Origin of the sequence: Caloramator mitchellensis (genome assembly GCF_001440545.1) — a bacterium.
Classification (GTDB): Bacteria; Bacillota; Clostridia; order Clostridiales; family Caloramatoraceae; genus Caloramator; species Caloramator mitchellensis.
In genome coordinates, this window is sequence record NZ_LKHP01000001.1 from 87,996 (window position 1) to 103,232 (window position 15,237).

General features: G+C 32.5%; 20 protein-coding genes and 1 pseudogene. 18 read left to right on the forward strand and 3 right to left on the reverse strand.

All coding sequences use genetic code 11. The features are described 5' to 3' along the window. Positions 1 to 51: 51 nt before the first annotated feature. The 14 genes and pseudogenes from ABG79_RS00410 to ABG79_RS00475 all read left to right on the forward strand — a co-directional run bounded on the left by ABG79_RS00410 (position 52) and on the right by ABG79_RS00475 (position 10,728). On the forward strand, positions 52 to 528 hold the full coding sequence (locus ABG79_RS00410; RefSeq protein WP_057975965.1) for a Na+/H+ antiporter subunit E: 477 nt from the start codon (positions 52 to 54) through the stop codon (positions 526 to 528). Next, positions 525 to 773: a monovalent cation/H+ antiporter complex subunit F gene (locus ABG79_RS00415; RefSeq protein ID WP_057975967.1), complete on the forward strand. Its 249-nt coding sequence runs from the start codon at positions 525 to 527 to the stop codon at positions 771 to 773. Before ABG79_RS00410 ends, ABG79_RS00415 begins: the two co-directional genes overlap by 4 nt. 1 nt (position 774) lies before the next feature. Then, complete coding sequence (gene mnhG, locus ABG79_RS00420) at positions 775 to 1,089, forward strand: monovalent cation/H(+) antiporter subunit G (RefSeq protein ID WP_057975969.1); 315 nt, start codon at positions 775 to 777, stop codon at positions 1,087 to 1,089. A gap of 1 nt (position 1,090) precedes the next feature. Then, positions 1,091 to 1,333, forward strand: coding sequence for a Na(+)/H(+) antiporter subunit B (locus tag ABG79_RS00425; protein WP_057975970.1), 243 nt, complete (start codon positions 1,091 to 1,093; stop codon positions 1,331 to 1,333). Beyond that, positions 1,323 to 2,066: an MnhB domain-containing protein gene (locus ABG79_RS00430; RefSeq protein ID WP_057975972.1), complete on the forward strand. Its 744-nt coding sequence runs from the start codon at positions 1,323 to 1,325 to the stop codon at positions 2,064 to 2,066. The genes ABG79_RS00425 and ABG79_RS00430 overlap by 11 nt, the downstream gene beginning before the upstream one ends. A gap of 2 nt (positions 2,067 to 2,068) precedes the next feature. After that, positions 2,069 to 2,431: a sodium:proton antiporter gene (locus ABG79_RS00435; protein WP_057975973.1), complete on the forward strand. Its 363-nt coding sequence runs from the start codon at positions 2,069 to 2,071 to the stop codon at positions 2,429 to 2,431. Next, the gene (locus tag ABG79_RS00440) at positions 2,428 to 3,891 is read left to right on the forward strand and encodes a complex I subunit 5 family protein (RefSeq protein WP_057975975.1); all 1,464 of its coding nucleotides are present in this window, start codon (positions 2,428 to 2,430) and stop codon (positions 3,889 to 3,891) included. The genes ABG79_RS00435 and ABG79_RS00440 overlap by 4 nt, the downstream gene beginning before the upstream one ends. Positions 3,892 to 3,901: 10 nt before the next feature. After that, positions 3,902 to 5,776, forward strand: a complete 1,875-nt coding sequence (locus ABG79_RS00445; protein WP_057975977.1) for a proton-conducting transporter transmembrane domain-containing protein — start codon at positions 3,902 to 3,904, stop codon at positions 5,774 to 5,776. Continuing rightward, positions 5,773 to 6,657 carry a respiratory chain complex I subunit 1 family protein gene (locus tag ABG79_RS00450; protein WP_057975979.1) on the forward strand — a complete coding sequence of 295 codons (885 nt, stop codon included), beginning with the start codon at positions 5,773 to 5,775 and terminating at the stop codon, positions 6,655 to 6,657. The genes ABG79_RS00445 and ABG79_RS00450 overlap by 4 nt, the downstream gene beginning before the upstream one ends. A 116-nt stretch (positions 6,658 to 6,773) precedes the next feature. Further along, positions 6,774 to 7,280, forward strand: a pseudogene (gene nuoB / locus ABG79_RS00455) (NADH-quinone oxidoreductase subunit NuoB); the annotation flags it as partial. Next, on the forward strand, positions 7,270 to 7,755 hold the full coding sequence (locus ABG79_RS00460; protein WP_057975981.1) for an NADH-quinone oxidoreductase subunit C: 486 nt from the start codon (positions 7,270 to 7,272) through the stop codon (positions 7,753 to 7,755). The pseudogene nuoB and the gene ABG79_RS00460, both read left to right, overlap by 11 nt. Beyond that, positions 7,755 to 8,900: an NADH-quinone oxidoreductase subunit D gene (locus ABG79_RS00465; RefSeq protein WP_057975983.1), complete on the forward strand. Its 1,146-nt coding sequence runs from the start codon at positions 7,755 to 7,757 to the stop codon at positions 8,898 to 8,900. The genes ABG79_RS00460 and ABG79_RS00465 overlap by 1 nt, the downstream gene beginning before the upstream one ends. 11 nt (positions 8,901 to 8,911) lie before the next feature. Continuing rightward, positions 8,912 to 9,403 (forward strand): 4Fe-4S binding protein, encoded by a 492-nt coding sequence (locus tag ABG79_RS00470; protein WP_057975985.1) that lies wholly within the window; start codon positions 8,912 to 8,914, stop codon positions 9,401 to 9,403. 152 nt (positions 9,404 to 9,555) lie between these two features. Then, positions 9,556 to 10,728 carry a GGDEF domain-containing protein gene (locus ABG79_RS00475; RefSeq protein ID WP_242859287.1) on the forward strand — a complete coding sequence of 391 codons (1,173 nt, stop codon included), beginning with the start codon at positions 9,556 to 9,558 and terminating at the stop codon, positions 10,726 to 10,728. Positions 10,729 to 10,817: 89 nt separating this feature from the next. Here the strand turns inward: ABG79_RS00475 and ABG79_RS00480 are convergent, their stop codons facing one another. Together ABG79_RS00480 and splB are read right to left on the reverse strand one after the other, a co-directional pair. Then, positions 10,818 to 11,273: a hypothetical protein gene (locus ABG79_RS00480; protein ID WP_057975990.1), complete on the reverse strand. Its 456-nt coding sequence runs from the start codon at positions 11,271 to 11,273 to the stop codon at positions 10,818 to 10,820. Between the two features lie 80 nt (positions 11,274 to 11,353). Next, positions 11,354 to 12,376 (reverse strand): spore photoproduct lyase, encoded by a 1,023-nt coding sequence (splB, locus tag ABG79_RS00485; protein WP_057975992.1) that lies wholly within the window; start codon positions 12,374 to 12,376, stop codon positions 11,354 to 11,356. Between the two features lie 118 nt (positions 12,377 to 12,494). Here splB and crcB point away from each other — a divergent pair, with 118 nt between their 5' ends. Genes crcB through ABG79_RS00500 form a run of 3 tightly spaced genes read left to right on the forward strand, consistent with a single transcriptional unit; the run spans position 12,495 to position 14,002 of the window. Then, a complete protein-coding gene (gene crcB, locus ABG79_RS00490) occupies positions 12,495 to 12,872 on the forward strand; it encodes a fluoride efflux transporter CrcB (RefSeq protein WP_057975994.1) in 378 nt (125 codons plus the stop codon). 19 nt (positions 12,873 to 12,891) lie between these two features. After that, on the forward strand, positions 12,892 to 13,233 hold the full coding sequence (locus ABG79_RS00495; protein ID WP_057975996.1) for a DUF190 domain-containing protein: 342 nt from the start codon (positions 12,892 to 12,894) through the stop codon (positions 13,231 to 13,233). A gap of 16 nt (positions 13,234 to 13,249) precedes the next feature. Beyond that, positions 13,250 to 14,002 (forward strand): EFR1 family ferrodoxin, encoded by a 753-nt coding sequence (locus tag ABG79_RS00500; RefSeq protein WP_057975998.1) that lies wholly within the window; start codon positions 13,250 to 13,252, stop codon positions 14,000 to 14,002. 80 nt (positions 14,003 to 14,082) lie between these two features. Here the strand turns inward: ABG79_RS00500 and ABG79_RS00505 are convergent, their stop codons facing one another. After that, complete coding sequence (locus ABG79_RS00505) at positions 14,083 to 14,301, reverse strand: DUF378 domain-containing protein (protein ID WP_057976000.1); 219 nt, start codon at positions 14,299 to 14,301, stop codon at positions 14,083 to 14,085. A gap of 173 nt (positions 14,302 to 14,474) precedes the next feature. Between ABG79_RS00505 and ABG79_RS00510 the strand changes: the two genes are divergently transcribed. After that, entirely contained in the window at positions 14,475 to 15,236 is a 762-nt protein-coding gene (locus ABG79_RS00510) for an alpha/beta fold hydrolase (RefSeq protein ID WP_057976002.1), read from the forward strand. Position 15,237 lies beyond the last annotated feature (1 nt).

Below are 15,237 nucleotides of genomic sequence, written 5' to 3' on the forward strand. Positions count from 1 at the left end.
AATAGTTTTTAACTGAATTTGACTTTTAGTTTTAGTGTGGAGGTGTTATTTTTGTTAAATTTTATTTTTACATTTGTAAGTATGTTCTTTATATGGACAGCCCTGAGCTATCCACTTTCAAATCAAGAGATTGTTTATGGAACAATTCTATCGATTCTTATATCAATTCTTGCTCAATATTTTAGCAAGGAAAAAAAGCCATTTAAAATCAAGTCATTATTTTATTTAATCAAGTATTTTTTAGTTTTTTTAGTGGAATTAATCAAAGCTAACCTAAATATGGCTAAAATAGTTTTAACACCAAGTCTTCCAATTTCTCCAAAGGTTATTAAAGTTAAAACTAGCCTAACTTCATCTATAGCTAAAGCTATATTAGCAAACTCCATAACCCTTACCCCTGGAACTATCTCAGTTGAACTTATAGGTGATGAACTTTTTATTCACGCTGTTGAAGGAGATAAAGTCCAAAATCCCGAGGATTTAAAGGGGCCTTTTGAAAAGATTCTAAAGGAGGCTTTTGAGTCATGATGTATTTAATATTAGGCTTGTCATTGGTTGGACTTATATTAAGTTTAATCAGGATGATTAAGGGAGAATCAATAGAGAGCAGAGTAGTAGCTATTGACGTTTTGACGACAATAAGTGCAGCTATCATTGTTATTTTTGCTTTTATGAATAAAAATGGATTATTTTTAGATGTTGCACTTGTTTACGGACTTTTATCCTTTGTAGGAGTTGTAGCCATTGCACGCTACTTAGAAGGGGGAATTTAATATGCAATATGTAGCATGGTTTTTTTTAATAGTTGGAGCAGCATTTTTGTTTCTTGCTGGACTTGGAATTTTTAGAATGCCAGATATTTTGAATCAGTCCCAGGCGGGAACAAAGGCTTCGACGCTTGGAATAATTTCTCTTTTTGTTGGATTTGCGATTATGGAGACAGAATGGGCACCTAAATTAATTCTTATGGCATTGTTTTTCTTGTTTTCGTCACCCATTGCATCCCATGCAATATGCAAAGCTGCACTTAAAAGAAATAAAGCAAAGTTTGTATTAAAAGAAAATGCCTTTTTAAAGGAAGGTGAATAATGTGTATCTTGGGTTAATTATAGCTTTTATAATGATTTTTGGTTCAATCTGGGCTCTTTTAACGGATAATTTGTTTAAGGCGATTGTAATATTTGGTATTGTATCCCTTTCATCATCAGTAATGTTCTTACTTATGCAGGCACCAGATGTTGCAATAACAGAAGCAGCAATAGGCTCAGGGATTACAACTGCACTTTTTATATTCACATATAAGAAATTGGAGGATAGGAAAGATGAGAGATGAAAAATCATTATTTATAAACATTGTTGCTTTGCTTATCCTTTCTGTTATGGCTTTCTATATTTATAAAGTTTCAATCGACACAGGAAGCGGCATAAAAATAACTGATAACACAACCCCTCAAATGAGAGTTGCAGACAGGTATTTAAATAAGAACGTAATGGATGGAAACAGCAAATACGAATGGGGGGGCTCAGCAGAAAACACTTCTGCTAATATTGTAACCTCTGTTGTTGTAGACTATAGATTATTCGACACAACACTTGAAGTAATAGTTCTTTTTATTACTATTTTAGGTTTTGGGTTTATAATGCCAAAGGACAAACGTAAAATCAATCCATCAACTACTATACTTTACAGATGGTCACCAATACTTATGTTATTAATGCTTATGATAGGCGGATACATGTTCATAAATGGTCATCTATCACCAGGTGGGGGATTTCCAGCAGGTGCGATAATATCAACTGCAGTATTAACAGGAGTTTTAGCTGGAAGAAGAACATTAAATCAAAAAAAGCTAAAGATTATTGAAGCGGTTGCAGGAATATCAATATTCGGACTTGGTATTGCAAGCTATTTAATAACCGGCAATTTCTTTCAAAACTTTATTCTAAATGATAAAATAGGTGACCTTTTTTCAGCTGGATTGATACCTGTGTTTTATGGGTTAATTGCCTTTAAGGTTGCGGCTGAACTTTCTAATATTTATTTTGAATTCTATGAGGAGTGTTGATTATGTCACAATTGTTTATTTTATCTTCACTTTCCCTGGTATTTATCGGCTTGTTTGGAGTTTTAACAAGAAAAAATTTAATTAAAATATTTATTGCCCTAAATATTATTGAAACAGGAATAAATTTACTTCTTGTTGCTTTTGGATATATTGAAAATGGGACTACGCCAATACTGACATCACAGGATAGCATTTTAAAACTTACAAGCATGGTAGACCCTGTTCCACAAGCTTTAGTTCTAACTTCTATAGTAATTGGTCTTGGAACAACAGCGTTTTCACTTGGACTGGCTATTAGATATAAATATAATCATAATTCTTTGTCGATAAGGGCATCTGAGGAAGAAGAGGGGGTTAAAGTATGAATAGCGTAGTGTTTTTAGTTGTAATCCCTCTTATTGCAGCATTTTTATCTTTATTCTTTGGAAAAAACAATAAAATTTTATCATATTTAGTTACGGTATTTAATTTAGCCTTTAGTATTATGGTGCTTTTTAGCAATAGTATACCATTTAATGTTGCAATCGGAGGATGGAGGGCACCCTACGGCATTAATTTTGTAGTAACAGATTTGACTATTTTTTTCCTATTACTTGTTAATTTGGCAGCTCTTCTTGCATTAACGACAATTAGAAGTGATAGGGAATACCAATTTTATTCATTTTACTTTGTTCTTCTTGCGGCAACAAATGGAATGGTTCTAACTGGTGATATGTTTAATTTCTTCTTGTTCGTAGAGCTTTCAACGTTTGCTGTAGCAGGTCTTGTTGCTTATAAAAAGAATAGACTTTCAACTGGAGCTGCATTAAAATACCTGATTTTGTCATCAACAGCATCGATGTTCAGCCTTGCTGCAATAGGACTTATATACAAAACACTTGGAACACTTAATTTTGCAGACATTGCAAATAAAGTTAAAGATTTAAATCCTGCATCTTCATCATTGATTCTAATATTATTTGTTTCGAGTATGCTTGTTGAACTAAAGATATTCCCGTTCAATATGTGGGTTGTAAAGGCTTATGAGGCGTCCACGACTGCAGTTAATTTATTTATTCATGGAATGCTTGGAACTGCAGGCGTTTATGCGGCATTAAGAATTATATTGATGATATTTGCAAATGATGGCCTTAAATTCAATGCGGATGTAAATATTTCAATGATTTTAACGGTTTTTGCATTTGTTACGGTTATAATAAGTGAAATTGGAGCGTTAAATGAAAAAAACTTAAAGAAGATATTAGCATTTTCATCTATGGCACAGCTTGGAGTAGTATTGTTTGGAATCAGCCTTGGAAGTTTTGATGCAATTAAAGGTGTATTCTACGTTGTTCTTTCTAATTATCTGGCAAAGTTCGTAATGTTTATGGTTGCAAAGGAATTTTCCAAGGTGTCAGGAAGTTTAAATTACGATGAAATGAAGGGATTAGGAAGAAAATATCCTATGCTTGCTATTAGTTTTACAATAGCTGCTTTAAGTCTTATGGGTATACCGTATTTCGCAGGTTTTTGGGGCAAGCTATCGATAATAGGTAATGCTATATTATTTGGTAAAGCTGGTGTGATTGGCTCAATATTAATTCTAATTGCATCAGTCATTGAAGGAGTATACTATTTAAGAATCTCCCACACTTTCTTTGTTGAAGGCGAAGAAAAAGAAATTAAAATATCAAGAGTAAATTGTCTAATTCCAATGATTATAGCTATTGTTATTATAATAATCGGTATTTATCCAAATAGCGTAGAAAATATTATTGTTTCATTGATAAATGAAATTCAAAATGTTCAAGAAAATTATATCAGATTGATTTTATCTATAAAGTGAGGGTGAGAATATGTTAGAGCTTTTAATGGTTCCTCTGATAACGGCCCTTATATCAGCAGTTTTTATTAAGCACAAGAATATTGTCTGGCCGTTGTTTTTGACAGCAAACGCATATATACTATACAAGCTATATACATTGTATGGACAATGGGAATTGGTGTTAAACGCAAACACAAATTTTGAAGTTTTTGGAGCAAAAATTAGTTTGGGAGTTGCAAATAATCCCATAGGTTGGTATTTTGCATTTTTCTCAGCGATTATTACATTTATTATTTCCGTTTTTTCATTAGGATTTAATAAAAATTCAAAGGGAAATGTTGCTCCTGTATGGATGCTTATTATTTTCTCAAATATTGGGATTTTTTATGCGGCAGACTGGATTACGTTTTTTATGATGTGGGAACTTATGGGATGGACTTCCTTCTTTGCAATAACTAACGGAAATAAAAAGGCACTGGATGGAGCAAAATACTATCTTGCACTTTCACTATTAGGAGCTTCATCCATGCTTGTTGGAATATTGCTACTTGGTAACTTAACAGGAACATTTGAAATGTTTGGAACAGCTTATGGTTTAGTTCAAATGTTCAGCCAGGAAACAACAGCATCAGTAACAATTATTATACTGCTTTTGATGGCATTCTTTATTAAATCTGCAATATTTCCATTTTATATGTGGCCATCTAAGGTTTATGCAATTGGACCAGAGGATTTTATCACATTTATGTCATCGGTAATGATTAAATATGGAATCTATCCAATTGCAATGTTTATGATACCTGTCTTTGGCAGTATAGAACTTCCTCAAATATTGAATACTGGAAGCTGGATTCAATACTTTATAGGATACCTTGGAGCTATAAGTGCAGTATTAGGAACAATACTTGCAATTTTCCAAACAGATATGAAAAAATTATTTGCCTATTCATCTGTTGCAAACATGGGATATATATTATTAGGCTTTGCAGCATTAAATATTGTTGGATTTGAAGGGGCTCTTTTTCATACAGTCAACCATATGGTTTTGAAAGCAGCCATATTCTTAACTCTTGCTGCGGTAGTTTTTAGAACTGGCGAAAGTGAGATGCATAAACTTGGAGGATTAGTATATAGGATGCCTATAACATTCTTAACATTCCTACTTGGAATAATAGCTGCGGCAGGAATTCCACCTCTAAATGGTTTCGGTTCTAAGTGGATGATAATTCAGGCTCTTATGTCCAAAAGAATGGTAGTATTTGCAATAGCCATGATTTTTGCCTCAACTGGTGCATTTATGTATCTATTCAGGGCACTTGCATCTATATTTCTTGGACAACTTCCAGATAGATTTAAGGAAGTTAAAGAAGTTCCATTAACTATGTCTATTCCTATGATTGTTATGATGATCGGTATGCTTCTAATTGGTGTTATTCCAGGAGTGGTTATGAAACCATTGACTTATGCCCTTAATGCAGTTGGATACAATGTTCAGATAGCGTCATGGACTACACTAGAGGGAGCATTAAAAAATTCTACGATTGATTTGACTGTAGTATTTTTAATATTCTTTGCGGGATTTATAATTTCAGCAATAATGTATGTCCTGGGAAATAAAGCACAAACTGTGCCACAGGATGACAATTACACTGGTGGTGAATATCCAGAGGAATGGGGAGTAGATGCAGATAGGTTTAATTATTCATATTCCTTCTATCAGCCATTCAAAGAAATGTTTGACCCATTGCTCGAGAGAGTATCAATTGATGGTTTCTTTTCAAGCATTGGAAGGAATTTTGAGTATATGAGCACAACAGTTCAGGGACTTTATAAAAGAGGAGAGGGAGCGGTATTGCTCTTTAGCATCGGAGTTCTCCTATTAATTTTAGGAGGTTGGATTTTATGATGGCTGTTTTAAGAGTATTTTTGTTTGGCTTCTTTGCGATATTCATAGGGCTTTTGTTTATGGGGATTGGACGTAAAGTAATTGCAAGAATTCAATTAAGATATGGACCCCCATTTTATCAGGCGTTTTTAGATGTAGGTAAGTTATTTGCAAGAAAATCGATTACTCACAATTTCGTTATGGACCTTGGAATGGTTATGGCACTTGCTGGATTGGTTGCGACAATGCTCTTTATCCCGATAGGGGGGCATACAGCTATTAAGACTAGTTCTAATTTAATAGTAATTATGTATCTTATGGCTATCGGTTATCTTGGTATGGCAATGGCGGTGGCTGCAAGTGGAAATCCAAATGCAACAATAGGGGTATCACGTGCCCTGACTATGATGCTTGGTTATGAGGTTCCATTCTTTACGGTAATATTAGGCTTGATAATTTTTAATGGAACATCTTCACTTGAGCTAATTGCAAATAATCAGGCGGGAGGAATACTAAATTGGAATATGATAAAATTCCCTCTCGGTTTTATAGCTGCAGAAATTGCACTTCAGGCAATGATGGGAGAAAAACCTTTTGATGCAATGATAGCACCTGCAGAAATAGCTTCAGGTCCGATGGTTGAATTGAGTGGAAAATATTTAGGGCTTGCATTTTTAACTCATGCAGTTTCTATATTTGTTGAAACAGCAATAATAGTTAATTTATTTTTGGGTGGTGCTTCAAATATATTTGAATTTGTGCTTAAACAATTTGAAATATATCTTATAACAGTGTTTATTGAAGCGGTGTTCCCAAGATTTAAGATTGAACAGGCAGTTAAGTTTTTATGGACAGTTCCGATGGGTATAGCGCTTGTTCAGCTTGTGATGATAGTATTCTAGGAGGCGATTTAATGGAAGATTTAAAAGTAGAAAAGAAAAGAAGTTGTATTGAAAATGTTATAGATTTCTTCAGACAAAGGTCCATCTGGATGCTTCATTACTGAACAGGCTGTGGGGCGGTGGAGTTACCACCAACAATGACATCCAGGTGGGATGTTGAAAGATTTGGAGTAGGCCCTATGGCTACTCCAAGGCAGGCAGATGTTTTATTGGTAACAGGTTATGTTTCTTTAAAGACATTGAAGAGAATAATCAGAACCTATGAACAGATGCCAGAACCCAAATGGATTTTAGCATTTGGTTCATGCACTGTTAACGGAGGAATTTACTGGGATTCATATAATACTATAACTAATCTTGCTGAATATATACCAGTAGATATAACGGTATCGGGCTGTATGCCAAGGCCGGAGGCTGTTATGGATGCTCTTCAAACCCTCATGAAGATGATTCAATCTGGAGAAGGCGGAGCGTATAAAAAGTATAAGGAAAATTACGCTTACTATAAGGCAAATCAGGACAGGGTATTAAAAAAGTTAGAACCAATACTTGGCGAAGCTAAGGATGCTCCTTCTGATGAAGAAAATCCAATCAAGGAATTGGGGGGTAATTATGAAGCTTGAAAAAGAAAATATAATAGAACTTTTAAATAACAAGGGGGTAGAGGTCATTGACCTTTACCCAACCCAGATTGCTGTTAAAGTTAAAAAGGATAATATTATTAATCATCTAGTTTATCTAAAATCAATAGGATTTGATCATCTTTCGTTTATTTGTGCGGTTGATTTTATTGATGAAGGCGAATTTGAGTTAGTATATCATGTTTGGTCATATACTCATAAGATTCACATTTTAAATAAGGTAAGAATTGACAGGAATGAACCTAAAATACCTACTATAGTTGATTTGTGGGAACAGGCTCAGTTTTATGAGCAGGAAGTTCATGAATTCTTTGGAATTGTTTTTGAAGGAAATAAAGACTTATCCCATCTTTTCCTTGAAAACTGGGTAGATATACCACCTTTAAGAAAGGATTTTGATACAAGAGAATTCTCTATTAGATTGTTTGATGCTATACCAAATGGAGGTGACAGGTAATGGATGCACCATCATACAGCCTTACGAAAATAGCAGAGAAGGATAAATTAGCAGTTTATGAACTTTTCTTTGGGCCTAATCATCCAGGAATGCACGGAAATTTTGGATATGTTCTTGAGATGATAGGAACAGAAATAGTAAAGGTAAGACCAAATGCCGGGCACCTTCATAGAGGCTTTGAAAAATTAATGGAGCAGAAACTGTGGGTTCAAAATTTAGCTCTTGTTCCAAGAATTTGCGTTGTTGACCCAGACCCCAATGAAGTTGCATACTGCACAGCAATTGAAAAAATAATGGGAGTTGAAATTCCTGAAAGGGCAAAATATATTAGAACTATTACACTTGAAATGAGCAGGTTAACATCCTTCCTAATGGGAATGGGAGCATTAGGCGCAGCACTTGGACTTTATACCCCTATGTATATTATGATGGCGGATAGAGACTATCTACTTGACCTTTTTGAATGGCTTACAGGAGCAAGAATATATCATATATTTAACATCCCTGGAGGAGTAAGAAATGATTTGCCTCAAGGATGGATTGAAAGGTTAAATGAGGTTTTAGATATTCTTGAAAAAAGACTGCCTGAGTATGATAAATTGATGTTTGAAAATCCAATTATTCATAAGAGATTAAAGGGACTTGGTTATGTTTCTAAGGAAGATGCATTAAGATACGGTTTAACTGGACCAAATTTAAGAGCTTCAGGAAACGGCTTTGATGTAAGAGTTGACGACCCATATGCTGCTTATCCATATCTTGATGTAAAGGTTCATACCCAGGAAGGTGGGGACGCACTAACAAGAGCAGTTCAAGTAAGAATTGAATATGAAGAAACAATTAAACTAATAAGACAAGCTTTAAGACAAATGCCTGAGGGCGATGTCAGACTTAATCTTGGTAATCTTTCAATGCTAAAGGTTCCTAAGGGCGAGGCCTATGCTAAGGTAGAATCTTCTAAGGGAGAATTTGGTTATTATGTTGTTTCAGACGGTGGAACAAAGCCCTATAGGGTTGGAGTTAGAGGTCCATCACTTCCCGCAGGACTTTTACTTGCGCAAAAGCATTTACCAAAGATGAAGATTGATGACGTCGCAGCTTGGATGGGTTCCTTAGCAATTTGTCCACCAGATATTGATAAGTAGGAGGGGAAGCTATGGCATTAGGAGACAAGAGCGTATATTCTCCATTGACAACCCTTAAAAATTTATTTAAAAAACCTTTGACTATAAAGTATCCAAAGGAAATTTTAAGGGTTTTTCCAAACAAAGATGGAGTTTCACCAATTTATAGAGGACTTCATACAAATGATTTAAATAAATGCGTTGGATGTGCAGCCTGCCAGAGAATATGCCCATTTGATGCAATTGAAATGAAGACAATCGGTCAGAATGAACAGGGAAGAGCAATTAAAAAGCCAGTCGTTGATTATGGAAGATGCAGCTTTTGTGCGTTTTGTGTTGACGTCTGTCCAACAAATTCACTTAAAATGTCAAGACATTTTATATACAAAATAAAGACTGTAAAAACTATGTCAGCAAAGGAAGAAGTTGAATATGTAAAGGAAAAGTTTAAGCTCATGCCAGATGAGAGCCTTGGTGATGACATAGGATATAATACAGGAAAGTCAAAAAAGATTTTAGGATAAATACAACAATACCTCCCTCATAAAATTGATGGAGGTATTGTTGTATTTTTGAATTTTTTTTGAATATTATTTTGTTTTGTGATAAAAATTTATATGATATAATTATTAAATACACATTTATCAATTTTGAAATAGGGGGATTTAATTTGAAGGTGAGCAAGAAACTTTTCAAGCCGTATCTTTACTTGATTTTCACGCTTGGAACAGCTATCAGCATCTATTATGTTGCAAACATAAAAAGTTATGCTTTTCCTTTAGTCTCTATTTTTTTTATGATGGTAACTGTTATTTCAGAGGTGTTTGATTACGATGGTGAAGCTAATGATGATGAATTATCATTTTCATTATCAATCTCTAATATATTCTTTTTGATACTGATGTTTAATGCGATAATTGCAATAACAAGCAATATAATAGCTTTTTTAATAAAAGGATTAAAATTAAAAATGGAAGGTAGATATAATAAAATTTTAAATATAAAAACAATGTTTAACATTTCACAAACCACCATCATAATATTCATAACAGAATTTTTATCAAAAAAATTAGACATAGATTTAATTTCAAGCAGGGATATACTAAAACTTGCTATTTTAATACTAATATTTGATGTTCTAAATCGATTAATTGTTTCCCTTGTAATATCTTTTCATAGCGGGAAGTTGTTTTTGGAAGCATTTAAATTTAAAATGTTCATATTATACAACTATTACTCAATAATATTAACTTTTGCGCTTATTTTTTCCTACAAAGGTTATGGATTATTGGGTGCAACTATCGTTTATCTGATGTATATACCTTTTCAAATTGTAACTTTTAGATACACAAAATTGAAGGAAAAAGAAAGAGAACTGTTTAAGGACAGATTATCAGGAGCATATAATTATAGATATTTAGAAGCTTTAATAAATAGTAAGATCAGTAAAAAAGAGCAATTTGCTATATGTATGATGGATTTTAACAATCTTAAATATATTAATGATAATTTTGGACATGTAACAGGCAATCAGCTTATAGAGTTTTTTGCAAAAGTCGTTAATTCTGCGATAGATAGAAATACTGTATTTTGCAGATACGGTGGAGATGAATTCTGCCTCATTCATAGCGATTACGATGAATTAAAATTATTTATAAATAGTATTAATGAACTGCTTAAAACAAGATTTATTGAGACTAACGGAACCAAAATATATACAAGTGTAAGCAGTGGATTGTATAAATACACTGGAGAAGAAGTGGATTTTAATTTCATTATCGATAAGGTTGACAGAGCAATGTACAAGAGCAAACATAAAAAAGGAAGTGAAATTGTAGAAGCTTTTTAAAAATTTCCAGCTATATAAGCAAAAGTTAATAAAAGACGTTAATCAAACAAATAATTGATTAGCGTCTTTATAAATTTTATCATTGATTGTTATTTATATCTAATTTTTCTAAATTTAACGATATCGAACCACTTGTTTGCGAAGGCGGCTAATTTTTCTCTTTCTGTTATTTTAAAACTATTAAAATCTTTAACGTATTCTTCATAGTCACTTAGGGATTTCAAGTTGATATAAAAACCCATCATATTTAATGCTGGAAAATTATCATATTTATATTCTTCAACTGGAATTAAGTCATAAAGTTTTCCTTCTCTAACTTTTGCAACCTTCTTAAAGTGCAAGTCTATTATATTAAAATCAAGTGGAAATTCATAGGTATCTCCTTTAATTGGCAGTTCATAGCCTATATTATAAATATTAGAATTTTTTGCGTCAGGTTTAATTACTTGTTCTGGAATAATAAAGTAATATTCATCAAAACATGCTGTTATCATTTCAAAATCGCTTTTTTTTAAAACAGTTATATGTTGTTCAATATTGCTCACGTTATTTCCCCCCTAAACTTTTTAAAAATTATATCAAAAAATTTTTGAAAAAAATGTGATTTTTATTACATTTATTAAAGTCATGTGAAATATTCTATTGTCGCATTAGGGAAATATTTTTTAATTACTTCAGCGAAAAACTTTTTAATTTCGTTTGAAGTTTCTTTTGGATAAACATATTTATAATATCCATATGGCCCCCATTTTTTCAAAAGATTTTCTTCGTTAAGATTAAGCTTGGTTTTGGGAAATCTTTTTAGTATTATTTCTCTAGATCTTAATGTAAACCTATATTGAATTAGTTCGAATGTGATGTTGACACTAATATAGTCTTTGAGTTCTTCAGATAGTTTAATGAGCAAGTTTTCGTATTCTTTCTTCCAGCCTTCGTAAATTATAATGGGTGCGATTATAAATCCAGTATTATATCTAGCTTCAAGAATTTTTTTTGAAGCTGTTACTCTTTCACTTAAACTACTAGTATTGTGTTCAAAGTTATTAATGACATAATCTGAATTAATACTGAACCTGATTTTAGTGTTGCCGTTATGTTCTATATTTAAAATATCATCAATGCTGGAGAATTTAGTTACTAATCTCAATTTCCCATTAGACTGACCTGCAAAAAATTCAATTGCCTTTTTTACTGAGCCAGTTATGTGTTCAACAGATATAGGGTCGCTGGTGCTGGCAAGTTCAAAGGTTGTAGTTTTAGGAAGGCCATTATTTATATAATCCTGAATAATATCGAAGATATCATTTAGATTTACATAAATTTTGATGTAAGGAGAACAGGCATGTTTTGTCTGCAGATAACAGTATTCACAGGTTCCTGGACAGCCAGAAACTAGAGAGAATTGATAATCTGCAGATGGCTTGCATGATTCAAATTTTTTTGTTTTATTAACCCCTAATATTATACTCCTTTTAGAGAATGCAAAAAACTGCTGTTCATTCATCTCCTTTGTAAACTTTTTTATTCCTTCTTCTATTATTGGAATATTTTTTTCTTCAAACTTCTTAACAAGTTCGTATGTAAAACTATATTTCAAAGCTTCTTTTTCAATAAATACTTGAGAAGGATAAAATAAATCTATTTTCATCACCTGATTATATTATTAGTAATAACAGATTAGTTATACTAATTTACTTATTGTTTTGACATATGAATATTAATAGTATTAAAATAAAAATTAGGATAAAGCTGACGGAGGTGCTAAAGTGCAAAAGGTTTTTTATGTAGGAATCGGAGGATTTATAGGAGCAAGTTTAAGGTATTTAATTTCCCTATGGGCTGCAAAAGTGTTTAACTTTGAAATTCCAATGGGGACATTAATTGTTAATATTATCGGAGGTTTTTTAATAGGATTTATAATGGAGATAAGTTTATCAACAGATTTAATATCATCTGAATTAAGATTATTTATAACAACAGGAATATTAGGCGGACTTACTACTTTTTCAACATTCAGCTATGAAACGATAAATTTGTTAAGCGATGGAAGTTATATTTGGGGAACATTAAATGCAGCATTAAATTTATTTTTAAGCTTAGCAGGGGTTATAGCAGGAAGATTTATTGTCAAATTTATCATCTAATAGTTTGGGAGGATTTAAAATGAAAATTGAAGGTAAGGGTAAAATGCTAAAAATATTTATCGGGGAATCTGACAAATGGCACGGCGAATCTTTACATCATGTTGTTTTGAAGAAGGCTAAGGAATTAGGACTTGCAGGAGCAACTATAATAAGAGGGATTGAAGGCTTTGGAGCAAACAGCAGGATACACACTGCCTGGACTGAGGTTTTATCTCAGGATTTGCCTATAGTAATAGAAATTATAGATAAAGAAGAGAGAATAAATGAGTTTATAAAGGTAATTGACCCAATGATAACTGAAGGCTTAATAGTTATTATGCATGATGTTGAAATAATTAAGTATGCAAAGTCGAAACAATAGATTATGGAGGATAAGAATGACTGGTGCAATATTATACTTTTCTGGAACAGGGAACACAGAGTATGTATCAAGGCTATTCAAGAAACATTTTGAATCACAAGGAATTACTTGTATATTGATTGATATTTCAAAGAAGAGAACAATTAACGATGAATATGATTTTTATATTTTTGGTGCTCCAATTCATGCTGAGGTTTTTCCAAAGAATTATATTGAATGGGTATCTGATAATTTTAAAAAATCAAATAAAAGATGCATTATATTTTCTACACAGGCGGCCAACAAAGGCTCAGGTCCTGACCAATTATCAGAAATTTTAGAGAAAAAAGGTTGTAAAATAGATATTCAAGAATTTATTACGATGCCTAACAATTACTATGTTGTGGCATTTGAAAAACCTTCAAAGGAAGATATAAGAAGTACAAAGGAAAATGCTGATATAAAAGTTAAAGAAATTGTTGAAAAATTTTTAAGAGGAGAAAGATATATTAACAGCGTAAGTAGGTTTAGATTGAATCTGGCAAAGGCTGAGTATAAAGCTTTTTACCTTTTTTCCAAGGGATGGGCACGACGAAATTTATCAGTTGATATGAAACTTTGTGTAAAGTGTATGAAGTGCGTGAAAAATTGTCCTACAAAGAATATAAAATTTAAAGAAAATTACTTTGAGTTTGGAAATCAATGTATTTCATGCCAAAAATGCCTCCATACTTGTCCTACAAATGCTTATTTGTATAAGGGCAGTAAATTTGAACAATATAAAATATGAAATTTATGTGTGGTTTTATAATTTAATTAATTTTAAAGAAAGCTGTTCTCAAAGGATGCATCTAAAAGTATGCACCTTCTTTATTTTTCCTCTATACCATCGCTGCCAGGAGTCATAAGGTATGCGTAAAAAACCCAGATTGCAGATAATCCAACTATTCCATAGAAAACTCTAGCAAAAGGTGATGAATATCCACCTAATATTGGAAGTAATGGATCAAATCCTGAAATAGCAACAAATCCCCAATTTAATCCTCCTAATACTAAAACAGCAAGTGATACTATATTTAATATTCTCATACGCACCATCCTTTCAATTATATTGTTTTCATTGTTTAGAATTTTTATGTAAATAATTGGTTTAAAATAAATAAAGTTTACAATCAATTTTCATTTTTATTCCTTTTAATAATTTTAAATACTCCAAAATTATAGTATAATGTAGTATGAATCGTAATTGGCGAGGTGAATTTATGTTTGTTAAAATAGATAATATTGATTTGTTCTATAAAAAGGCTGGAAGTGGAAAAAAGGTTGTTCTTTTGCATGGATGGGGCGGAAGAGCAGATAGCTTTTTGCCAGTTTTTAATTATCTATCATCAAAGTTTGAAGTCTACGCTATAGATTTTCCGGGGTTTGGACAGTCTTCTATTCCAGACAGCGTTTGGGGTGTAAAGGATTATACTGAATTGCTACATAAATTTTTTAATAAGATGGGTATTGATAAGGCTACCTTAATTGGCCATTCTTTCGGTGGAAGGGTTTCTATACTTTTCTCTGCAACTTATCCTGAAATGGTAGAAAAAGTTGTATTAGTCGATAGTGCTGGTATAATTCCAAAAAGAAATTGGAAGTATTATTATAGAGTTTATAAATTTAAATTGTTGAAGAAAATATATCTAATTTTGAATAGGGGAACGACGGAGGAAAAACTCGAGAGGTTTTATCAAAAGTATGGTTCTAAGGATTATAAGAATGCAGGACCACTTAGACAGATTTTTGTTAAAGTGGTGAACGAAGATTTGAGAGGTTTTTTACCCAAGATAAAAGCTCCGACTCTCTTAGTATGGGGAGAAGAGGACAAAGATACACCCCTTTACATGGCAAAGATAATGGAGAAGGAAATACCTGATGCAGGACTTGTAGTATTCAAAGGTGCAGGACACTTCTCCTATCTTGATAATATCAATGATTTTAACATTATTGTGTCAAATTTTTTGAAGGGAAGTGAGTAAT

Excerpts from the sequence above, each read along its gene's own strand:
- ABG79_RS00415 (WP_057975967.1), top strand. The coding sequence starts at position 525 with ATGATGTATTTAATATTAGGCTTGTCATTGGTTGGACTTATATTAAGT.
- mnhG (WP_057975969.1), top strand. The coding sequence starts at position 775 with ATGCAATATGTAGCATGGTTTTTTTTAATAGTTGGAGCAGCATTTTTG.
- ABG79_RS00430 (WP_057975972.1), top strand. The coding sequence starts at position 1,323 with ATGAGAGATGAAAAATCATTATTTATAAACATTGTTGCTTTGCTTATC.
- ABG79_RS00435 (WP_057975973.1), top strand. The coding sequence starts at position 2,069 with ATGTCACAATTGTTTATTTTATCTTCACTTTCCCTGGTATTTATCGGC.
- ABG79_RS00440 (WP_057975975.1), top strand. The coding sequence starts at position 2,428 with ATGAATAGCGTAGTGTTTTTAGTTGTAATCCCTCTTATTGCAGCATTT.
- ABG79_RS00445 (WP_057975977.1), top strand. The coding sequence starts at position 3,902 with ATGTTAGAGCTTTTAATGGTTCCTCTGATAACGGCCCTTATATCAGCA.
- ABG79_RS00450 (WP_057975979.1), top strand. The coding sequence starts at position 5,773 with ATGATGGCTGTTTTAAGAGTATTTTTGTTTGGCTTCTTTGCGATATTC.
- ABG79_RS00460 (WP_057975981.1), top strand. The coding sequence starts at position 7,270 with ATGAAGCTTGAAAAAGAAAATATAATAGAACTTTTAAATAACAAGGGG.
- ABG79_RS00465 (WP_057975983.1), top strand. The coding sequence starts at position 7,755 with ATGGATGCACCATCATACAGCCTTACGAAAATAGCAGAGAAGGATAAA.
- ABG79_RS00470 (WP_057975985.1), top strand. The coding sequence starts at position 8,912 with ATGGCATTAGGAGACAAGAGCGTATATTCTCCATTGACAACCCTTAAA.
- splB (WP_057975992.1), bottom strand. The coding sequence starts at position 12,376 with ATGAAAATAGATTTATTTTATCCTTCTCAAGTATTTATTGAAAAAGAA.
- ABG79_RS00495 (WP_057975996.1), top strand. The coding sequence starts at position 12,892 with ATGAAAATTGAAGGTAAGGGTAAAATGCTAAAAATATTTATCGGGGAA.
- ABG79_RS00500 (WP_057975998.1), top strand. The coding sequence starts at position 13,250 with ATGACTGGTGCAATATTATACTTTTCTGGAACAGGGAACACAGAGTAT.
- ABG79_RS00505 (WP_057976000.1), bottom strand. The coding sequence starts at position 14,301 with ATGAGAATATTAAATATAGTATCACTTGCTGTTTTAGTATTAGGAGGA.
- ABG79_RS00510 (WP_057976002.1), top strand. The coding sequence starts at position 14,475 with ATGTTTGTTAAAATAGATAATATTGATTTGTTCTATAAAAAGGCTGGA.